Source organism: Pseudomonas sp. HN8-3, assembly GCF_020790195.1.
GTDB classification, from domain to species: domain Bacteria; phylum Pseudomonadota; class Gammaproteobacteria; order Pseudomonadales; family Pseudomonadaceae; genus Aquipseudomonas; species Aquipseudomonas synxantha_A.
Window position 1 is genome coordinate 5,870,874 of the sequence record NZ_CP086206.1, and the last position, 20,196, is coordinate 5,891,069.

A 20,196-nucleotide genomic window follows, 5' to 3' on the forward strand; every position below is an offset into this window, starting at 1 on the left:
TAAGTTTGACTTGCCCAGCACGGCCCACCGCCGCCTGAGTCCCTTCCAAGCTCGCTAGACAGCCAACGATCAAGACCGCTGACCGCTCGCTGCGAGCAATTCCTTCAAGATCGTTGCCGGGTCGGCCCGCTGTTGCTTGCGGTAGTTGCCGACATGGCGAACGAACAGTGTCGCGCGCGTCACCAGGCTTTTGCCGAGCACTGGCTTGCGATCCAACTCTTCCTTGACCCGTTGAAACTGCGCCTGGATCACCGCATCGGTGTAGCGCGTGCCGGTGGCCAGGTTGTCGATATAAATCGCCACCGCGCCGTCGAGGGCGCTGCGTCCATTGGCAATGGCGGTGGCGAACAGCTGCGCGCTGGCTTCGTCCTTGCTGTCGACGGCCTGCTGGCGACTCTTCTGCAGGTTGGCCAGGCGAATGTTGTAGTTGCTGATGGTCTCGGCCACCAACGCCGCCGACTGGATCAGGTTGCCCGCGGCCTCTTCGCGCTGCTGGGCGATCAGCGAAACGTTGCGCTTGAGCTCTTCGTTGACCAGACCCAGCTCGGCCTGCAGCTTGGGGTCGACGCTGGCGGCGATGATGCTGTCCAGGCGCTTGGTCGGGTCCTGGGCGTCGTCGATGGCGTCGGTCAGCGCAGCGAGGCGGCCTTCCTTCTGCCATTGGGCAAACAACTCCTTGTAGCGCGAACGCGGCGCCGACAACGCGCCGATCGCCACGCGAAAGCCGGTGGTCTCGTTGCTTTGCTCGGTGCCATCGGCTGCAAACAATGGGTATTCGCGGCGCATACCGGTAAACAAGGTGCCCTCGCCTTCCAGATAATTGCCGCCCTTGACCACAAAGCCGCCATAGGTGCCCTGGCGTCGGCCGGCATGTACCAGCTGGAACGATTCCTGGACCATTTCCGCAGCGTTGCCGATCACGTCGAACAGGCCGATGGGGTTGGGCAATTTGGTGCCGATGGGCATCAGCCGTGCCGCCTGACCGGTGCCGCCGGCGACCTGGTTGAACACCGCGTAATCAGCCAGCGGGCCATCGCTTTCGCTGCCCTCGGCGCGCCGTGGATACAAGCGGCTTTCCAGGTCCTGACGGCTCACCGCCTGGCCGCCGCGTGCGGCGTATTCCCACTCAACCTCGGTAGGCAGGCGCACAAAGCCCAGGCCGCCGTCTTCGGCTGACGAACCGCGCCCGCTCACCGGCAACAACTCGCGGTGGTACTTCATCAGCCAGGCGCTGTACACCGCCGAAAAACGCTCGGCTTCAAAACGCGACAGCTTCACCTTGGGCAACCGCCCGGCCATGCCGGTGGGCGCGTCACACGCCGGTGCCGGTTCACCGCTGGCCAGGGACTGCGCCTGGCCCATCACCTGGGCATATTGGCGTGCAGTCACTTCGTACTTGCCGATGAAGTACAGCATGGGCTTGAGTGGGGTCTTGGCGTCGGTCTTGGGCATCAGCGGCGCGATGACCTTGTTCCAGGCCTTGGGCAAGTCCTTGAGGGTGAACTGGCCGTTGATGAAGTCGCGGCGATAACCGGAAATAAACGACTGCTGGTAACCGGCCTCGCCTTCGGCAAAGGGGTAGCCGAGGCTGACTTCGCGGTCATCCAGGGTGCCCTGGGCCAGCACGTAGGCATAGCGGAACACCATGTTGCCTTCGCACGGCAGCGGCAAGCTCACGTCATCCGGCAACGGTTTCGGGTTGTCGAGCTTGTCGCTTGCCTCATCCGCCCAGGCCAGCGAGGCCAGGCTCAGCGCCACGCAGGCGCCCAGTAACTTATACATCTCTGATTCCTTCAGAAGCCTGGATACGCGCCACCCGCCACCCCCCACAGGCCGCCGCCACGGCGCTGACGCCGAGCACGGCAGCCAGGGCCAGGCCGTAGTGACGCGCCAACAGATGGCTGGCGTACTCGCCCGGCACCTGCACGAAGAGTTGATTCAAACCCGCTTCGGCCAGGCCATAGAGCCCAACACTGAGCAAGCCCGCAAAACCGGCGCTGTACAGCGCCTGCAACAGCACAAACAGCAACAGCGCGCCGGTGGAAAACCCCAGCAGGCGCAACACTGACAATTCCCGCCGCTTGCGCGCGACCGCCGCCAACGCGCCGGCAAATATCGCCGCAAAGGCTCCGGCCAGGGCCAACCCGGCGATGATCCAGAATACAATCGACAGGTTGCGGCTCAACGACTGCACTTGGGCGATAGTGTGCGCCTGGGTCGACACCAGCAGGTTCTGCCCGGCGAAATACACCCGCAGCGGTTCCACATCACTGAGGCTGCGCGCATACAGGCGAAACGCCGGATAGATACGCTGTTCGCTCACGCCCGCCACCTCACCGTCCCAATGCAACGCCGGCACCGCACGGCCATCGCGATAATCTTCCGCCGCTTCCAGCAACGCTAAATCAGTCAACAGTCCATCACGGGCAAATGCTTCCAACGGCAACACCGCCAGCACTTGCAACCGCGTGCGCTGGGCCTCGACGCGCCCCGCCACTTGCCGCGCAAAGCTGGTTTCCAGCCAGTCACCGGGCCTTGCCGCAAGCTTTTCGGCAGCGGTATGGCTGAGCACAATCTGATCCAAACCGTGAGGCATCGGTAAGCCTGCCAACAACGGATCACCCGCTGCGGTTGGCAACATTTCCAGGGTCAGCGCGCCCACTTGGGCCGTTGCTGCAATCTGCCGTGTGCGCGGCAAAGCAAACGCCACATCGCTGCGCTGCCCCAACTGCTCGATAAACGCTGCGCTGAATCGGCCACCGCCCAACGGGATAATTTCACGGGTAGCCGGATCGGTCTCCAAGCGTTCGGTCAAACTGCTAACCAGTCCAAATTTCAGGCCGAATAACACCAGCAATGGCGCGATAACCGCTACCAGCGCCAGCACCGAACAGGCTGACAGCCAACCGTCGTTGCGATAGTCCTGCCAGGCGAGTGAGGCAAGCAGACCGATGCGCATCAGCACGCCTCCCCGAGGGTTGCGGTGACGCCGCCGTCAGCATCGCGACGGCAACCGATACGCCGCACCTGCAAGCCACTGGCGCGGGCCAGGGGTTCGTCATGGGTGGCGATCACACAGGCCGCCCGCTGTTCACGGGCCCGGGCCAGCAGCGCCTGCATCACCCGCTCGGCGTTGAGCGGGTCGAGGGAAGCGGTCGGCTCATCCGCCAGCACCAGTTGCGGCGCATGGGCCAGGGCGCGGGCGCAACTCACGCGCTGGCGCTGGCCCACCGACAACGCCGCCGGGCGCTTGGCCAACTGATCGCTGACCTGCAACTGCTCGGCCAGACGCGCCACGCTGCCGTCGTCCTTCAAGCCCAGCAATTGCCGGGACAAAGCGATATTGCCGCGCACATCCAGAAACCCCAGCAGCCCACCGGTTTGCGGTACATAGCCCAAGTGCTGGCTGCGCAACGCGGCCAGGGCGGATTGCCGGTCGGCACGCCACAGCGCGCCGATGTCCTGCTGGTTGAACGCAAACTGCCCGACCTGATCCGGCGCCAATACCAGCGCCAGCAGATCCAGCAACGTGCTTTTGCCGCAACCACTGGGGCCGACAATCGCCAGTTGTTCGCCCGCTTGCAGGTGCAACGCCGGAATCACCAGGCTGTAGCGCTGGCTACCAACGCCCCGGCTCTTGTGCACTGCGCTCAGGTTCAACATTACGGCAGCGTCGACAGCGGCACGCGGTACAACGCATCACCCGGTTCGGCATCGCCGAAACGGACCCAGTTGGCCACGTCGTTATGGAATGTTTCATACAGGCGGATTTTCGAATCCAGCTCGTCGATAAAGTCTTCCTGCTCGGCCACGCTCAACGACAACCACAAATCCTGGGTCATGTTCAGCGACTTGCTGCGGTACGGCAGGCCCTCCAGGTATTCACCGAGCAGACCGCCGTCGGCCAGGTTACCGCCCTTGCGCAGGGCTTGGGGGTCTCGGCTCATGTAGGCCGAGGCGCTGGCGATTTCCTGGAAGAAATCCTTGGGCGAGCTTTGGGTCTTGCGCGCCGCATCCACGATCAACTTCAGCGACTGTTGCAGGTCATTGAGTTGCAGCTTGGTCAGCATCACGCACACCTGGAACGCTGGCAGTGCCGGGTTGGTCAGGTCGCGGTCGGCGGTCCAGGCGCTGACCAGTTGCGGCGCCTGACTGGCGGTTTTGCGCCCGAGGAAGTCCATGTGCATGGCATAGCCGACCGCGGCGGATTTGTCCGCCAGGCTTGGCGCCGAACCGAGCAGCGGCACCGGTTGCGGCGTGTTGTTGCGCACCTGATGCACCAGGTCGGCGAACACTGTACCGATCTCATCGACGCGCTCACCCAGCTTGCGCACATCGCCTCCCGGCACTGGCGTGTACAGGTCACCGATCTGCGGGTTGGCGTCGGCGGTAAGGATGCGGTACTGGCTCTCGGCACCGGCGTGGGTTTTCTTGCCGACATCGGTGCGCAGATGCAGCGCGTAGATCTTGATCTGCTTGCCGAGTGCGGCCTGTCGCACTTCGGCTTCGTTCATCTGGGTAGCGGCGAACGGGTCGTTCTTGCGCAGCGCACCCGCGTCGGTGACCAGCAGGATGATGCGCCCGCCATAGCCCGACCAGTCCATGCCATCCACCGCCTGCATCACCCCGGCAAACGCATCTTCGTTGAAGGAATGGCTGGAGACGGTTGAGGCTTTGACCTGGCGCGCCATATCGAGGAAGCGCTGCGGATCGCGCCCCTGGTCGAGGCTGATCAGGGTCTTGGCGACGTACTCAAGGCCAGGGGTTTTCTTGATGCTGCTGCGAAAGCCGACCAGGCCGAAGCTGACGCTGTCCAGTTCGCCGCGCTCTGCGATACGGGTTTGCAACTCGTGTACGACGTCGCGGATCTGGTCGATGTAGGGCTGCATCGATACCGTGGTATCCACCACCAGCACCACGGCGGTGCGGAATGCATCGGCATTGGCGCTGAGTGTCGGGGTCGCCGGTGTGGCAGCCGCGCTGCGGCCTGGGTCGATGGAGGCCACGTTGAGCAACTGCACCGGCTGGCCGTTTTCATCGAAGCTCTCTTTTGAGTCGAAAATCGGCAACAGGTAGAACTGGTTTTGCGGCACCGCGCTGGCGGCCGGCTCAAGGGCCAGGACTTGCTGGTTGTCCTCAGGGTTACTCTGCGCCTTGGCCAGCACGCTTTTCGCGGCGGCAGGATCGGCCAACAGTTTCTCCACCTCGCCGGATTGGCGCAGGAACATCACAGGCGCACGCCCCGAGCGCTCGGTGAACTTGAGCACCAGGCTTTGTTTCCAGTCGCTGACCTGGGCGGCCGGCAACCAACCGTCGCTGCGCCCATCGGTGGCGGCGCCCACGCGTACCCACGGGCTGCCATCCACTTCCTTGCGCTGGTACACGTAGAGCACGGAAAACGCCGGCAACGCCTTACCCGGCGTGCTGCCCGCGTCTGCTGAAAGCTGGGCGCCGGGCTTGCTGAGTACGCGCTGGAACAAGGTCTTCTTGCCCGCCATCAGCAACGGACGTTGACCGCCATCCACTGCAGCGACAGCCACCGGTGGCATCACCGTGGGCACCACTGCGGCTGGCGGCTGAGCCGGTTCATCGCTGCCACTCAACCACCAGTAGCTGGCGCCACCAATGGCCAACGCGACGGCGACCGCCACGGCGGCCAAGGCCAATACCGGACCACGGCGCTGCTCGGAGGGGGCACTGTGCTGGGTCGGCGTGACCACCGGTTGGCGCACTATTGGCTGCGGCTGCGGTTTATCAGTCGGAATGTCGACGGTGACAGGGGTCATGCCCGCCAGATCAAAGCTTAGAGGAATCGGCAGCGGCCGTACCAGCGTGGCGTCCGATTCATCCGCCGGGAGTTGATCCAGCGCCAACAACAACGCTGCCGCATCCGGATAACGCTGCGCCGGGTCTTTGGCCAACAACTTGCGCAGCACACCCTGGTAACGCCCGTGATGCACAGGCAATTCCGGCAACGGCTCAGTCAGGTGCGCCAGCGCAGTGGAAAGCGCATCGGTGCCGCTGTAGGGCAGCTTGCCGACGAGGATTTCGTACAGCACCACACCGAGTGCGTAGAGATCGGCGCGCCCGTCGATCTCCTGACCCCGCGCCTGCTCGGGGCTCATGTAGCTGGGTGTACCCACGGCAAACCCGGCCTGGGTGAATTGGGTGCGGTCGTCCAGCGACTTGGCGATACCAAAGTCGGAAAGTACTGCAGTGCCATCGGCGCGGAACAGAATATTCGCCGGCTTGACGTCGCGATGCACCAACCCCTGGGCATGGGCATAACCCAGCGCCGAGGCGATCTGGCGGATCAGCGTCACCCCCTGCTCCGGCGTCAGGCCGGCAGCGATGCGCTCCTTGAGCGTGCCGTTGGGCAGGTATTCCATGGCCATGTAATACAGCTCACCGACGTTGCCGATGTCATGGATGGTCACCGTGTGCGGGTGCGAAAGGCGCGCCAGGGTCTTGCCCTCACGCAGGAAGCGCTCGCAGAAACTCGGATCTGCCGCCAGCGCCGCGGCCATCACCTTCAACGCTACCTTGCGCTCCAGCGAACGCTGAGTCGCCAGGTACACGCTGGCCATGGCGCCTTCGCCGATCTCGCCTTCGATGTCATAACCTGGAATGACAATGTTCATGACGAAACCTTCACGACGAGGGTGGTGATGTTGTCCGGTGCGCCGCGATTGAGCCCCAGGTGCACCAGGCTGCGCACGATTTCATCCGGTGCGTCATGGCTGAGCACGTCGCGGATTTCGCGGTCTTCGACGGTCTTGTTCAGGCCGTCGCTGCACAACAGGTAGCTGTCTCCGGGAGCGATCAACAGTTCAACCGACGCCACGTCCAGTTGCGCTTCCACGCCGACAGCGCGGGTGACGATATTGGAGCGCGGATGGGTGCGGGCGTCAGCTTCGCTGAGCAAGCCGCTGTCTTGCAGGTCCTGCACGTAGCTGTGGTCGCGGGAGATGCTTTCCAGCACGCCGTCACGCAGGCGATACAAGCGACTGTCGCCGGCCCACAGGCACACACCGCGCAAGCCGCGGGCGGCGAATACCACCACCGTACTGCCCATCATGGTCACGCCACGGTTGGCGGTTTCTTCGCGTACAGCGGTGTTGATGCGCAGCAGATCATTGCGCAGCGCCGCGGTGTATTCGTCGAGGGAGCGGCCCAGCGGTACATGGCGCAGGCTGTCGACGATCAAGCTGCTGACATAGTCCCCCGCGGCGTGCCCGCCCATGCCATCGGCCACCACCCACAGGCGGTTTTCCGGCAGGTCCAGAAAGGCATCTTCGTTGACTTGGCGAACCATGCCCACATGGCTTTTGCTCGCGGATTTGTACGTCGCGCCCATCTACACCACACCTTCTTGTCCGAGCAAAAACTGCGCAAAATCATTGGCGGCAGGCAAGCCCTGGCACCGTAATAAACCAGGTGAAATACGTTGCGAACCACGGCCCCACCACAGGCTCGCGCCCTCGCACGCCTGTTCGGCCAGTGCGGTCATGCGCTGATGGGGCACCGTAGCGGCCACGCGCTGCAGGCCGGCGAAACGGCTGTCGACCGCACGCGGCTCACTCGCAGGAATGCCCAGGGCGTCGATCCCCGCGTTGAAACTTTCGAAGGTAGCGCCACTGTCCAGGGTGCTGAGCAACAGCTCTTCGGCCTGCTCGAACCAGGTGTCCGGCCCGCCCACCAGGGAGGCGGGGTTGGTGTCGTGATCCAGCAAGGTGACCACGGCCAGCGGAAAATACCGCCCGACCCGATCAATGCTCGGCATCACCACGCCCGCCGCGGCATCGGGCCCGCATACGCCTGGCGCCAGTACGAAGCGCCACAACGGGCTGACCAGATACACGTTGAGCCAGTCACCGCCCAGGCTGTTCTGGCTGGCGAGCAAACCCGCCGCCAGCCAGCTGTCCCATGGGCCGATAAAGCTCTGGGGCAAGGCGCGGCTGACAAAGTCCCCGCGACTGGCCAACTTGCCGTAGAAACCCACAGTCGTCATAGCCGCTCCGGCAGGCTGAAACCGCTGAGCACGCGGCTTCTGAACGGGTTGAAGGCACTGTTGGCGCGCAGCTCGTAGGCGATGCTCGCACCATCAACCCGCAGGCGCAGGTTGAAGCGGTCCGGCGAGTTGCCCGCGGTGAGGTCCGATTGCTCCAGCAGACGGAACCAGGCCCACGGGCCGTCCAGCGTGATACCGGAGCGACCACTGGCCGACGGCGGCATGATGGAAATACGCACCACGCCGATGCTGCCAGGGTTCGGCCATTGCATCGCTACCGGGCGGCTCGGGCCGTGGTCGTAGCTCAACTGCTGGCCATCCAGATCAAGCAGAAACTGGGTGATGGTCGGGTCCATCGACACCGGCTTGAGCTCGAAACGCACGATAGGCTGGGTGCCCCCGGACCTGAAGAACGCATCGCGAATTGTCGCCGCCCGCTGGAAGGTTTGCAGCACGCCCGGGGCAATCCCCAGCTTCTGCGCCGCGCCCGGTTGCCAGCGCCAGGTCTGTGCCGATGTATCCACATAGGGCTGCAAGTATTTGCGGAAGTAGTTATCCATCACCCCGCCCACGCCGAAGAACTGGCCGAAGTCATCCAGGGTGGCGTCCCGCGCACTGCCCGGCGACATCGGGTAGCGACCGGCCAACGACTGACGATACACGTTGACCACTTCACTGACCCATGCCGCGTTCAGCTGGTTACGCACCCCGCCCATCATGCTGTTGGTGGTGGAATTGACCACCGACTTGACCATGCCCTGCACCAGCGGCGGCTGGCGCTCGGCATTCAGGCTGACCCGCGTGGCCGCAGCCGCCGCCTGGTTCTTGGCCTCACCGAGCAAGGCATCGCCGCTGGCACCGACCATGGCGCTGACCTGCACATACAGCGCATTCATGTCCGACAGCAGGCCGTCGATGGCCGCCGGTTCGCCTTCGTTTTTGCTGACGATGCTGTTGAGTTCGGCAAAGTGCGCGGTCACCGGATCCTCCGACGCCGCCGGGGCATTCGCCGTCGGTTGCTCCTGGCCAAGCAAGCTGCCAAGGCGCTCCTTGAGCTTGTCGACGCCACCTTCCACCGGTACACCCTTGGCAGCCAACTGGCGCTCTTCGGCTTGCAGATCGGTTTCCCTGGCGACCGCCACCAGCAGCTTTTTCAGCGGCGAGGTCGGGCCGGAAATCACCCGCAGCACGTCGGCGGCCTGGGCCACGCTGGTGATCGGCACAAAGTCGATGTCGGCGAGCAGCGCATCCCACTGGCGCTGGTAGTCCTGGAAGTACAAACGACGCACATCCGCGGCCAGACTCACCACGTTCTGCTGATCGGCCTGCTCGTGGCCCAGCACCCATTGTTCCTCGGCCAGGGTGCCGGTCTGGTTCAGGCTGCTCAGCAAGAACGCCTGACGATAGCCCTTGGCAGTGAAGAATCCACTCAACGGCTCACCCAACGGCTTGCCGCTTTTGCGGCTGAACACCAGCGCGGCGTCACGCCCAGCGGCTTCGTTGAGACGAAAGTCCGGGATGCCTTCGGGCAGTTTCTGGCGCTTGACCCGGTCATACACGCGCTGGGCCACCGGCAGTTGCTGCAACTGGCGTCGCAGGTCATCGATCAGGCGCGGGTCCAGGCGGGCGCTCGGCGGGTGCCGTTCGAACAGCGCTTGCAAGTGCCCGGCCAGCGCCTGACGCTGATCGGCCGGAAGGTCGCGGGGCAGGTTGCGATCCCAGTCCAGGGCGATCCAGGCCTTGATAAAGTCCGGATCGTAATGCTCGGTGTCGGCGAGCATCAGGTAGGCCTTGAGGCCCTCGTAGAGAAAGTCGGAGTTACCGCCGCCGTGCAGTTGCTCTTCGATGCGCGTCACCAAGCGTGGCGCGAACACGGCGATCAACAGCTTGCGGTAGACACTGGCGGATTCGGCTTCAAGCATATCGCCCTGATACAGCCCCAGCCCTTCGGACCAGCTCGGCGAATCCCCCGCGAGGTTCTTCACCGCGTTCAGCAGTGGTAGCACCGCGAGCACTTCTCGTTGTGCCGGGCTCAGGTTCTGCACGGTCTGGCCCAGGGGCGCAACTTTCTGATCGACCTGGGCGATATACGCCTGGTTGGCACGATAACTCACCCACCACAGGCTGCTGACCACCACGACCAGCGCTACGGTGGCCGCCAGCACACCACGTGCAATCCACTTGCGGCGCCGTTCGATTTTCGGGTTCACCCCCACCAAGCCACGCTCGGCGAAAGCCACTGCGGTGAAGAGTTTTTCGATGAAGTAACTGCGCCCGGTGCCGCTCTGGCGCGCCAGGTGCTGGCGGTCCAGGTTCATGCTCTGGGCCATGGCGCCGATCAGGCGGTCAATCGGGCTGCCTTCCTGGGTGCCGCTGGTGAAATACACGCCACGCAGCAACACGCGCTCTTCAAAGGCGTTGGGCTTGAACACACCTTCAAGGAAGCTTTGCAGACAGTCCTTCAACGCGCCGAACTGCTGCGGGAAACCGTAGATCAGGTCGCGGCGGGCCGGGTCGCGCTCCTGTTGCAGACGCTCGACCAGGCGTTCGTTGAGGCGCTGCTCCAGCCCGGCGAATTCGCTTTGCAGGTGCGCCAAAGGGCTGTCGCTATTTTTGCCGTCGTCCAGGGCAAAGGTCATGCCCCACACCTGGGCGCGCTCTTCCTTGCTCAGGTTGTCGAAGAACTCCATGAAGCCCGGCACCAGGTCGAGCTTGGTCAGCATCAGGTAGATGGGGAAACGCACGCCCAACTGGGTGTACAGCTCCTGGATACGCAGGCGAATCGCGGCGGCATGGGCGGCGCGCTCGGCGTCTGTACCCAGCAGCAAATCCGACAGGCTGATGGCGATAAACGCACCATCGATGGGTCGGCGCGAACGTTGCTTTTTCAGCAGGTCAAGAAAGCCCAGCCACGCGGCTTTATCCACCGTCGAGTTGCTGTCCTGGGTGGTGTAGCGGCCCGCGGTGTCAAGCAAAACGGCCTGATCGGTAAACCACCAGTCGCAGTTACGCGTACCACCGACGCCGCGCACGGCACCGGCGCCCAACTGCGCCGCCAGCGGAAAGTGCAATCCGGAATTGACCAGTGCGGTGGTCTTGCCCGAACCCGGCGGGCCAATGATCACGTACCACGGCAGCTCGTAAAGGTTGCGGCGTTCGTCACCGCCCAGCTTGGCTTTTTTCAGCAGCGTCAGGGCTTCGTCCATGCGCTGGCGCAGGGTCGACAACTCTTCGGCAGTGGCAACACTGTTGGGATCAGCCGGGGTTTCGGCGGCCAGGCTGCGCATCACTTCGGCAGCCTGGCGGCGGGCCTGGATGATGCGGAACACGCGGTAGGCAAGCCACAGCGCAAATACCAGGATGATCAACGCCCAGCGTCGCCCCTCAGGCATCAACACGTCGAGCAACGGCCCGACAAACCAGATGATCAGGCTCAGGGCAATCAGGCCCAGAACGGGGATTACCCAGCGAATCATGAAACTGAAAAACGCCTTCACTCGACGCCCTCCGCCAGTACGGTGATTTCAACCCGACGATTGCGGGCACGGCCTTCGGCAGTACCGTTGCTCGCCAGCGGCTCGGTGTCGCTACGGCCTTCGGCGCTGAAGCGATCAGCCTGGCCGGTCTTGGCCGCGAGGATCTCCAGCACCGACTTGGCCCGGGCTTCGGACAGCGCCCAGTTCGACGGGAAGCGCAGCGTGGCGATCGGGCGGTTGTCGCTATGGCCGGTGACACGCACCTGGCCCTTGACCTTGCGAATGGCATCAGCGATGCGCAGCATCAGCGGCTGGTAAGCATCGACAATGCTGGAGCTGGCGGAGGCGAACAGCTCATCGCCACGAATGGTCACCACCGAACGGTCAACCTTGTCTTCCACGGCCACGCGACCGGCCTTGATGTCTTCGGCCAGGAAGCCGGCCAGGCGCGGCCGCTCGATCACTTTTGGCTGCGCCACCGGACGGTCGATGGCCTGCACCGGGATCTCGCCCAGGGCATGGATATTCTTGAACACCGGCTCGGCGTCCGAGGCCAGTTTCATGCGCAGGCCAAACAGCAACGCCAGCAGCAGCGCCACGCCGATCGCCACGGCGATCCACGGTGGCATGAACTGCGCCAGGCGATCACGGGCCACGGTCACGCCGCGCCAGTGCGGCGACAGCTCACGCTCGTGTTCACCACGGGCACTGCGAATCGCTGCGGCGGTGCGCTCGCGCAAGGCTTCCAATTGGCTGCGACCGTCGGTCATCACGCGGTAGCGGCCTTCGAAACCCAGGCACATGCACAGGTACAACAGCTCCAACAGGTACAGGCGTTCCCGTGGGCTTTGCAGGCAGTGGTCGAGCAACTGGAAGACCTTTTCACCGCCCCAGGCTTCGTTGTGCACGGTGATCAGCAGGCTTTGCTTGCCCCAATCACTGGTGCTGCCCCACGGCGTGCTCAACACCGCTTCATCCAGGGCGGTGCACAGCGCGTAACGGGCCAGCAGCACTTCGTTGCGCGCCACACCAGCCGCTTCGGCGCGTTCTTCGAACTGACGCAGATAGGCCAACAACTGCGCCCGCAGGCTGGCTGGCGCCGGGTGGGCGATGGTGTTGCGCAGCCGCGTCAGCAACGCCAGTAAAGGGCCGGCGGCGCTTTCCAGCGGGTTGAGGCCCTGGCTTTTGCCGGTGAGGATCGGCGCAGCCGGCATCGACAGCGGCGTCGGTTCTGCGCGTGCAGGCTCCGGCGCTCGGCCACCCGGGCGCGGCATGAACTGGGTGCGGTCATCATCATTGGGGTGCATCGCGGATTATCCTCGGATCGCCCAGAAGGCCAGGTTCAAACCCGGGAACTGCCCGGCGATATGGAAGGCAAAGCCGCCGGAATTGCTCAACTGCTGCCAGTGCTCGCTGCCTCGGTCCAGCTCGTAGTAGGTACTACCGGCGTGGTACGGCAATTGGCGCGGCGCCACCGGTAACGGCAGCAAGCCAATGCCTGGCAGTTGCAGGTTGACCATGTCGCGAATGTGCTCCACCGAACCGACTTTGCTCTGCTGGCCAAAGCGTGCGCGCAGGGTTTCGCCGGGCACATCGGCACGCACCACGAGGATGAAACTGGCGTTGTCGAGCAGGGTCTTGTCGGCCAGCATCGCCACGTGGATACCGTAGGCCTTCTCCACAATCGGGATCGGCGTGGCCTTGCTGTCGATCAGCATCGACAGCGCTTCACGCAGGGCCGCCATCACCGGAGTGAAGCTCAGCGCCAAGTCATCGTGCTGGTATTGCGGGTATTCCTGCGGGCGGCGACCTGAAGTGGAGAAGGTCGAAAACTCACCGGCCAGGCTCACCAGTTCGCTGAAGAAGCGCTCCGGGTGCAGCGGGCTCAACTGGCTCAAATGCTGGATCAGCGGCTGGGCGCGATTGACCAGCTGCAGCAGCATGAAGTCGGCAATCTCCGAAGCGCCGCCAGCGCCGGAGGCCACCACGCGCCCCGCCAGGGCTTCGCCACGCTGGTGCAGCAGGCCGAGCAGTTCACTGCGAAACGCAGTCAGCGGTTTGCTTGCGGTCACATTCAGCACCGGCGGGATGTAGGTGTCGTCGAGCACCAGCGCGCGGTCGGCGCGTTTTTCCTTGATGCGTACCAGGCCAATGGCGGCATAGTCGCTGATGCCGTCCTGCGCCGTCAGCAGGCGCAATGCCCGCGACCCCACGGCTACCGGGGCGCGGTTTTCGAACGGCGCGTTGTCATCGCGCACTTCACGCACCTGGCTGACATAACGCGCAGCTTCCAGGGCTTCGCCTTCCTCAACCGTGTCACGCGCACCGGCACGCTTGAGCGGCAGGGCCAGGTACACCAAGCCGTCGCGCAGGTTGTCGTCGATACTCAACGGGCTCGGCGCCAGGTCATCCTGGGGGATATTGAAGGGCGTGCCATCGGGCAACAGGCCGCGGGCCGATACGATCGCCAGCTTGCCCTGGGCCAGCAGGCCCTGGTCGATCAGCAACTCGGAAAAACCCCAGGCCCCTGCCGACAACGGACGGCTGCGCGCGTCGATCAGGTTTTCCAGGTAACGGTCATGCTGCTGGAAGTGCTGCGTTGCGATGAACATGCCTTCCGACCAGACCACGCGATTGTTCCAGGACATGGGGGCTCCGATTGCTTGTTATTGGGCTGGGCTGGAGGGGGAAACCACGACGTCGGCGCGCACGGCACGCACATCGAGGCTGATCTGGTATTCGCTGGATTGGCGCGGCGCTACGTTGATCACGGCGCGCCATTGCGCGCGGTCCAACTCGCGATAGCCAACCAGCACGCCGATCTGGCGCGTGGCCGGGTTGAGGTCGCGCTGAATGCTCAGTTGCTGGCCGGGTTGCACCACCACTTCATCCTGGTCCAGCAGGTCGAGGCCGAGGGTGGATTGCGCACGGTCAGCCAGCGCGAAGTAATCGGAGCGGGAAAAGGTCGCGGCGTTTTTCAGTTCGAAAATACGCACCCGCACCGGCGCAGCCTGGCCATTGGCGCCGGGGTTGAGCCCGGCGATCGCGTGGAAATGCAACTCGACGGCGGCGCTGTTGGCTTGCGTGTCGGCAGCCGCTTCGGGTTTGGCCGCGTCGTTTGCACACGCGGTCAGCAGCAGCGCGGTAGCGGCTGCGAGTAAAAACCTGGGAATCATCCTGCGTCCTCAATGACGTGTTTAGCTATCCGTTTTATCCATAAGTGCGACGCGCTTTAGCGTCGCTGTCGTGCGCTGTGCTCTTCGTAGGCCCGGCTGAATTCGCGACCGAACAGGTCCTGGAAATCCTCCTGGGCCTCGCGCGAAATGTTGCTGTAGAGCTCGGTAAACTGCTGCCAGTACTGGGCCTGGCGCGAGCCGTTGAAAATGCTCGAAAGGCCACCGGGCTTGCCCATGCGTTCCTCCAACTGCGCCGGTTCAAAGCGCGCGAGCAGGTGTTTGATCGCCGCTTCCACGCCAGCCATCACGGCCAACTGGTGGGCGCGCAGGTCATCGAAACTGTCCCGTACCGCGATGTCCGGCGCCATAAACGCCTGGTTGCCATGACGAAGCAGCAGCAGTAACGCTTCGTCGGCATTCGGGGCGAATTTCAACGGGTTGTTTTCAGCGGGGCGGATCATCGTCTGCTGCATACGGAACTCGCCCTTGAGGCTGGCCCGGGCGCGCAATACGTCGATCAGGCCCTCGACCATCAGCCGGTAGCTGCGGCCGATGCTTTCCATCTGGGCGCTGGCGTCGGCCTGGTCCAGGCGCAACTGGTCGAGACCGGCGCCACGCAGGAAGGCTTGCAAGAGGTCGGTAGGTTGCGCAGCGTCTGCCACGGCCAGCGCAACCGGCTCGACCACGGGCGGCGGAGCAATCGGCGCCGGGGCAGGCGCGGCATTGGCGACGGGCGCGGGCGCAGGCACGTCGCCAAACAGGTCCCAGTCTTCAGGAATGACAGCGCCTTGCACCACCGGTTTCTCGACTATCGGTACAGCAACCGGAGCCGGCGGGCGGAAATCGTGTTGTTCGGATGGCACATGGTCCGCCACAGTGGGCGGCGGCACGGCGGTGGGGCTGAGGAAGTCGAACAGGTCTGGCAGGGTTTCCATCGACGAGGCGCCGTGGAATTGCGGTGCGATCATCGGCGTAGGCGCAGGCGGACTCGCCACAGCGCCCATCAGCGCTTCGAAGCTGTTTGGCGACTCACCGGCAAACGGTTGGCTGTCGACGGCTTGCACGTTGAAGTCGATGCGCGCCTGGATTTCGTAATCGCCGATGCGGATCAACTCTCCATCTTGCAGAGGCTCGCTGTTACCCCGGCGCATACGAATACCGGCCTTGACCAACTCCACACCATTGGTGCTGTTATCGGTTAAGTAATAACGGCCATCTTTGTATTGAATAACGCAATGCTGGGAGGAGACGAGACGCTCAGGATCAGGCAATACCCAGTCATTATCCGAACTGCGACCAATAGCTATCCTGCCCTGATCCATGGACTTTTCAGCGCATTGCCCTGGGGTAATCTTGTGATAACTAGTGATAGTCAAACACAGCGACATCTTGCCTCCTTGCTGATGCATCGCGCGCGGTCTACCCAACGGGCCACGCTTCCCTGAAGATTTGCCCGCGGTCGCGAAAACGACCGCCAAAATCTGCTTTTACCAGCATGATCGCTGATCTTAACTGGCTTGCATGACAAAAATCCTCCATGGGCGCGCCTTTCGACCCGCCAGTCGCACAGGTTGTTAAACACCGCACATCTGTCACAGAGGGCGAATAGCTTACCTTGACAAGGCATAACTACTACACCAAAAATGCACAACTTCTTGAACATCAGTGATGGCGCAGTAGTGGCACTCTGATTGTATGACCAAGAAAACATGCACAGTTCATTGCGCAACTAATGCATGCGTTGCCCGCCTTCCAGCGGGCTGATAAGGAGATCGAACTCAGTGGATGTGCCGTTGCTGCTCACCGCCGTTTCTGCAACTTCGCCCTGTGGCGAAGACATGGAATATGACGCGCAATTTCTGCAATTGGAACGTGATGCCAAGGGCCAGCCCGAGCGCAGCATGGGCGACTCGATCCTGCCCGCCGAGCCGCCGGAGTGGCGCAGCATCCAGCAGCAGAGCCTCGACCTGTTGCAGCGCAGCAAAGACCTGCGCATCACTCATTTCCTGCTGCAAAGTTCCCTCGCCTTGCAGGGCGTGGCCGGGCTGGCTGAAGTCCTTGTCCTGATCAACGCCTTGCTGCGCGAATACTGGGCCGACGTGCATCCGCGCCTGGATGCCGACGACGACAACGACCCCACCGTGCGCATCAACGCCCTGACCGGCCTGACCTGCGACACCAATATTCGCCTGTTGCGCGAAAGCATCCTGACACGCTCACGCACCTTCGGGCCCGTGAGCCTGCGCGCCGCGCTCAACGCCAGCGGCCTGCAGAGTTTTGCCGATGAGCAACTGGGCAACCAGCAGCTCAACGCTGCATTCCTCGACAGCGACCCCGAGCTGCTGCAAGCCACCCGCGACGCGTTGATCGCAGCGCGTACGGCCTGCGAAGCCATCGAGCAACAGGTCAATGACCAGGTCGGTTCCGCCCAGGGCGTGGACCTCAGCGCCTTGAAGCAGCCGCTCAAGCAGGCCCTGCAAATACTCAATCAAGCGGTGCCCGGCACCGACAGCAGCAGCGAACCCGAGGCAGTCAATGAAGACAATGCCCCCTCGGTCGATTTCGCCGCCGCACCCGCCGCACCCGTAGCCCCGCGCCCGACGGGCGACATCGCTACTCGCGATGACGTGTTGCGCAGCCTCGACAAGATCCTTGCGTACTACACCCGACACGAGCCTTCGAGCCCGCTGCCGGTGTTGTTGAACCGAGCGAAAAATCTGGTGCACGCCGACTTCGCGGCCATCGTGCGCAATCTGATTCCCGACGGCATGTCCCAATTTGAAAACCTGCGCGGCCCGGACAGCGAGTAAGCCGCCGGACCGTGCAGTAACAACACCGTCGCTCAAGCGACCAGGAGCAGCAACGTGGCGAAGCAAAGTTCTCAGAAATTCATCGCGCGCAACCGTGCGCCTCGAGTGCAGATCGAGTACGACGTCGAGCTCTACGGCGCCGAGAAAAAGGTCCAGCTGCCCTTCGTAATGGGTGTGATGGCCGACCTCGCCGGCAAGCCCGCCGAGCCGCTGGCACCCGTGGCCGACCGCAAGTTCCTTGAAGTGGACGTCGACAACTTCGACTCACGCCTCAAGGCCATGCAGCCACGCGTGGCGTTCCACGTACCCAACGAGCTGACCGGCGAAGGCAACCTGAGCCTGGATATCACCTTCGAAAGCATGGACGACTTCAGCCCGGCCGCCGTGGCGCGCAAGGTTGACTCGCTGAACCAGTTGCTCGAAGCCCGCACTCAGTTGGCCAACCTGCTGACCTACATGGACGGCAAGACCGGCGCTGAAGAAATCATCATGAAGGCGATCAAGGACCCGGCACTGCTTCAGGCACTTGCCAGCGCGCCCAAGCCTGCAGGGGAGCAGTAATCATGACTGACAATACCGCCCGCGAAGGCAGCCAGATCCTGGGTGCCACCGAAGAAGCCAGCGAGTTCGCCAACCTGCTGCTGCAAGAATTCAAACCCAAGACCGAGCGTGCCCGCGAAGCCGTGGAAACCGCGGTGCGCACCCTGGCTGAACAAGCCCTGGCGCAAACCGACTTGGTGTCCAACGATGCGATCAAGTCGATCGAATCGATCATCGCCGCCATCGACGCCAAGCTCACCGCCCAAGTCAACCAGATCATCCACCACCAGGATTTCCAACAGTTGGAAAGCGCCTGGCGTGGCCTGCACTATCTGGTCAACAACACCGAGAGCGATGAGCAACTGAAGATTCGCGTGCTCAACATTTCCAAGCCGGAGCTGCACAAGACCCTGAAGAAATTCAAGGGCACCGCGTGGGACCAGAGCCCGATCTTCAAGAAGATGTACGAAGAAGAATACGGCCAGTTCGGCGGCGAACCCTACGGCTGCCTGGTGGGCGATTACTACTTCGACCAGTCGCCACCCGACGTGGAACTGCTGGGCGAGCTGTCGAAAGTCTGCGCCGCCATGCACTCGCCGTTCATCGCGGCCGCATCGCCAACCGTGATGGGCATGGGCTCCTGGCAGGAACTGTCGAACCCACGCGACCTGACCAAGATTTTCACCACCCCGGAATACGCCGGCTGGCGCTCGCTGCGTGAATCGGAAGACTCGCGCTACATCGGCCTGACCATGCCGCGCTTCCTGGCGCGCCTGCCGTATGGCGCCAAGACCGACCCAGTGGAAGCCTTCGCCTTCGAAGAAAACACCGACGGCGCCGACAGCTCCAAGTACACCTGGGCCAACGCCGCCTACGCGATGGCGGTGAACATCAACCGTTCGTTCAAGCACTACGGCTGGTGCTCGCGCATCCGTGGTATCGAGTCTGGCGGTGAAGTGGAAAACCTGCCGGCCCACACCTTCCCTACCGATGACGGTGGCGTGGACATGAAGTGCCCGACCGAAATCGCTATCAGCGACCGCCGTGAAGCGGAACTGGCGAAGAACGGTTTCATGCCGCTGCTGCACAAGAAAAACACCGACTTCGCCGCATTCATCGGCGCCCAGTCGTTGCAGAAACCGGCCGAATACGACGACCCAGACGCCACCGCCAACGCCAACCTGGCCGCGCGCCTGCCCTACCTGTTTGCCACCTGCCGTTTCGCCCACTACTTGAAGTGCATCGTGCGCGACAAGGTCGGCTCCTTCAAAGAGAAGGACGAGATGCAGCGCTGGTTGCAGGACTGGATCCTCAACTACGTCGACGGCGACCCTGCGCACTCTACCGAAACGACCAAGGCCCAGCACCCATTGGCGGCTGCCGAAGTGATCGTGGAAGAAGTCGAAGGCAACCCGGGGTATTACAACTCCAAGTTCTACCTGCGCCCGCACTACCAGCTTGAAGGGCTGACGGTGTCGTTGCGACTGGTATCGAAGCTGCCTTCTGCCAAGAGCGCATAAGTAACTGTTGAACCGGTTCTTCTGTGGGAGCCGGGCTTGCCCGCGATGCAGGCGACGCGGTCTGCCAGCCAGACCGCGGTGATGCTATCGCAGGCAAGCCAGCCCCCCAGAAAAGCACTGCCCCATTGGCGGTAACCCAATATCGTGGCTGAGACCACACAGGGAGAAAACATGGCTGTTGATATTTTCATCAAGATCGGCGACATCAAGGGCGAGTCCATGGACAAGGCCCACAAGGACGAAATCGACGTATTGAACTGGAGCTGGGGCATGGCCCAGTCCGGCAACATGCACGTTGGCGGTGGCGGCGGTGCGGGCAAGGTGAATATCCAGGACCTGTCGCTGACCAAGTACGTCGACAAGGCTTCGCCCAACCTGATGATGCACTGCGCCAGCGGCAAGCACATCGACAAGGTCAAGCTGACCGTGCGCAAGGCCGGTGGCGAAAGCCAGGTCGAGTACATGGTGATCAACCTGGAAGAAGTGCTGGTCACCTCCCTGAGCACCGGCGGCTCGGGCACCGATGATCGCCTGACCGAGAACGTGACCCTGAACTTCGCCCAAGTGATGGTCGACTACCAGCCGCAGAAAGCCGACGGCACCAAAGACGGCGGCGCGATCAAGTTTGGCTGGAACATCCGTTCCAACACCAAGCGCTGATAG

At 63.1% G+C, this 20,196-nt stretch carries 15 protein-coding genes; 4 read left to right on the forward strand and 11 right to left on the reverse strand.

Going from position 1 to position 20,196, the window contains the following annotated elements:
* Window positions 1-69: 69 nt before the first annotated feature.
* Genes LJX92_RS26340 through tagH form a run of 11 tightly spaced genes read right to left on the reverse strand, consistent with a single transcriptional unit; the run spans window position 70 to window position 16,051 of the window.
* Complete coding sequence (locus LJX92_RS26340; RefSeq protein ID WP_032878707.1) at window positions 70-1,782, reverse strand: formylglycine-generating enzyme family protein; 1,713 nt, start codon at window positions 1,780-1,782, stop codon at window positions 70-72.
* Window positions 1,775-2,959 (reverse strand): hypothetical protein, encoded by a 1,185-nt coding sequence (locus LJX92_RS26345; protein ID WP_005792500.1) that lies wholly within the window; start codon window positions 2,957-2,959, stop codon window positions 1,775-1,777. The genes LJX92_RS26340 and LJX92_RS26345 overlap by 8 nt, the downstream gene beginning before the upstream one ends.
* Window positions 2,959-3,663: an ABC transporter ATP-binding protein gene (locus LJX92_RS26350; RefSeq protein WP_032878706.1), complete on the reverse strand. Its 705-nt coding sequence runs from the start codon at window positions 3,661-3,663 to the stop codon at window positions 2,959-2,961. The genes LJX92_RS26345 and LJX92_RS26350 overlap by 1 nt, the downstream gene beginning before the upstream one ends.
* Window positions 3,663-6,641: a serine/threonine-protein kinase gene (locus LJX92_RS26355; RefSeq protein ID WP_228309127.1), complete on the reverse strand. Its 2,979-nt coding sequence runs from the start codon at window positions 6,639-6,641 to the stop codon at window positions 3,663-3,665. The genes LJX92_RS26350 and LJX92_RS26355 overlap by 1 nt, the downstream gene beginning before the upstream one ends.
* Complete coding sequence (locus LJX92_RS26360) at window positions 6,638-7,357, reverse strand: PP2C family protein-serine/threonine phosphatase (protein ID WP_005792503.1); 720 nt, start codon at window positions 7,355-7,357, stop codon at window positions 6,638-6,640. Before LJX92_RS26360 ends, LJX92_RS26355 begins: the two co-directional genes overlap by 4 nt.
* Window positions 7,358-8,011, reverse strand: a complete 654-nt coding sequence (tagF, locus tag LJX92_RS26365; protein ID WP_148853789.1) for a type VI secretion system-associated protein TagF — start codon at window positions 8,009-8,011, stop codon at window positions 7,358-7,360.
* A complete protein-coding gene (gene tssM / locus LJX92_RS26370; protein WP_032878700.1) occupies window positions 8,008-11,508 on the reverse strand; it encodes a type VI secretion system membrane subunit TssM in 3,501 nt (1,166 codons plus the stop codon). Before tssM ends, tagF begins: the two co-directional genes overlap by 4 nt.
* Window positions 11,505-12,794, reverse strand: coding sequence for a DotU family type VI secretion system protein (locus LJX92_RS26375; RefSeq protein WP_078822642.1), 1,290 nt, complete (start codon window positions 12,792-12,794; stop codon window positions 11,505-11,507). The genes tssM and LJX92_RS26375 overlap by 4 nt, the downstream gene beginning before the upstream one ends.
* Before the next feature lie 6 nt (window positions 12,795-12,800).
* Window positions 12,801-14,135, reverse strand: a complete 1,335-nt coding sequence (gene tssK, locus LJX92_RS26380; RefSeq protein ID WP_005792507.1) for a type VI secretion system baseplate subunit TssK — start codon at window positions 14,133-14,135, stop codon at window positions 12,801-12,803.
* Window positions 14,136-14,153: 18 nt separating this feature from the next.
* The gene (tssJ, locus tag LJX92_RS26385; RefSeq protein ID WP_005792508.1) at window positions 14,154-14,663 is read right to left on the reverse strand and encodes a type VI secretion system lipoprotein TssJ; all 510 of its coding nucleotides are present in this window, start codon (window positions 14,661-14,663) and stop codon (window positions 14,154-14,156) included.
* A 56-nt stretch (window positions 14,664-14,719) separates the two neighbouring features.
* Window positions 14,720-16,051, reverse strand: coding sequence for a type VI secretion system-associated FHA domain protein TagH (gene tagH / locus LJX92_RS26390; RefSeq protein ID WP_103734143.1), 1,332 nt, complete (start codon window positions 16,049-16,051; stop codon window positions 14,720-14,722).
* Between the two features lie 393 nt (window positions 16,052-16,444).
* Between tagH and tssA the strand changes: the two genes are divergently transcribed.
* The 4 genes from tssA to LJX92_RS26410 all read left to right on the forward strand — a co-directional run bounded on the left by tssA (window position 16,445) and on the right by LJX92_RS26410 (window position 20,193).
* Window positions 16,445-17,473: a type VI secretion system protein TssA gene (gene tssA / locus LJX92_RS26395; protein WP_228309128.1), complete on the forward strand. Its 1,029-nt coding sequence runs from the start codon at window positions 16,445-16,447 to the stop codon at window positions 17,471-17,473.
* A gap of 54 nt (window positions 17,474-17,527) precedes the next feature.
* Window positions 17,528-18,034 (forward strand): type VI secretion system contractile sheath small subunit, encoded by a 507-nt coding sequence (tssB, locus tag LJX92_RS26400; protein ID WP_003195557.1) that lies wholly within the window; start codon window positions 17,528-17,530, stop codon window positions 18,032-18,034.
* Between the two features lie 2 nt (window positions 18,035-18,036).
* On the forward strand, window positions 18,037-19,533 hold the full coding sequence (gene tssC, locus LJX92_RS26405) for a type VI secretion system contractile sheath large subunit (protein WP_005792511.1): 1,497 nt from the start codon (window positions 18,037-18,039) through the stop codon (window positions 19,531-19,533).
* Between the two features lie 171 nt (window positions 19,534-19,704).
* Complete coding sequence (locus LJX92_RS26410) at window positions 19,705-20,193, forward strand: Hcp family type VI secretion system effector (protein ID WP_005792512.1); 489 nt, start codon at window positions 19,705-19,707, stop codon at window positions 20,191-20,193.
* Window positions 20,194-20,196: the final 3 nt, after the last annotated feature.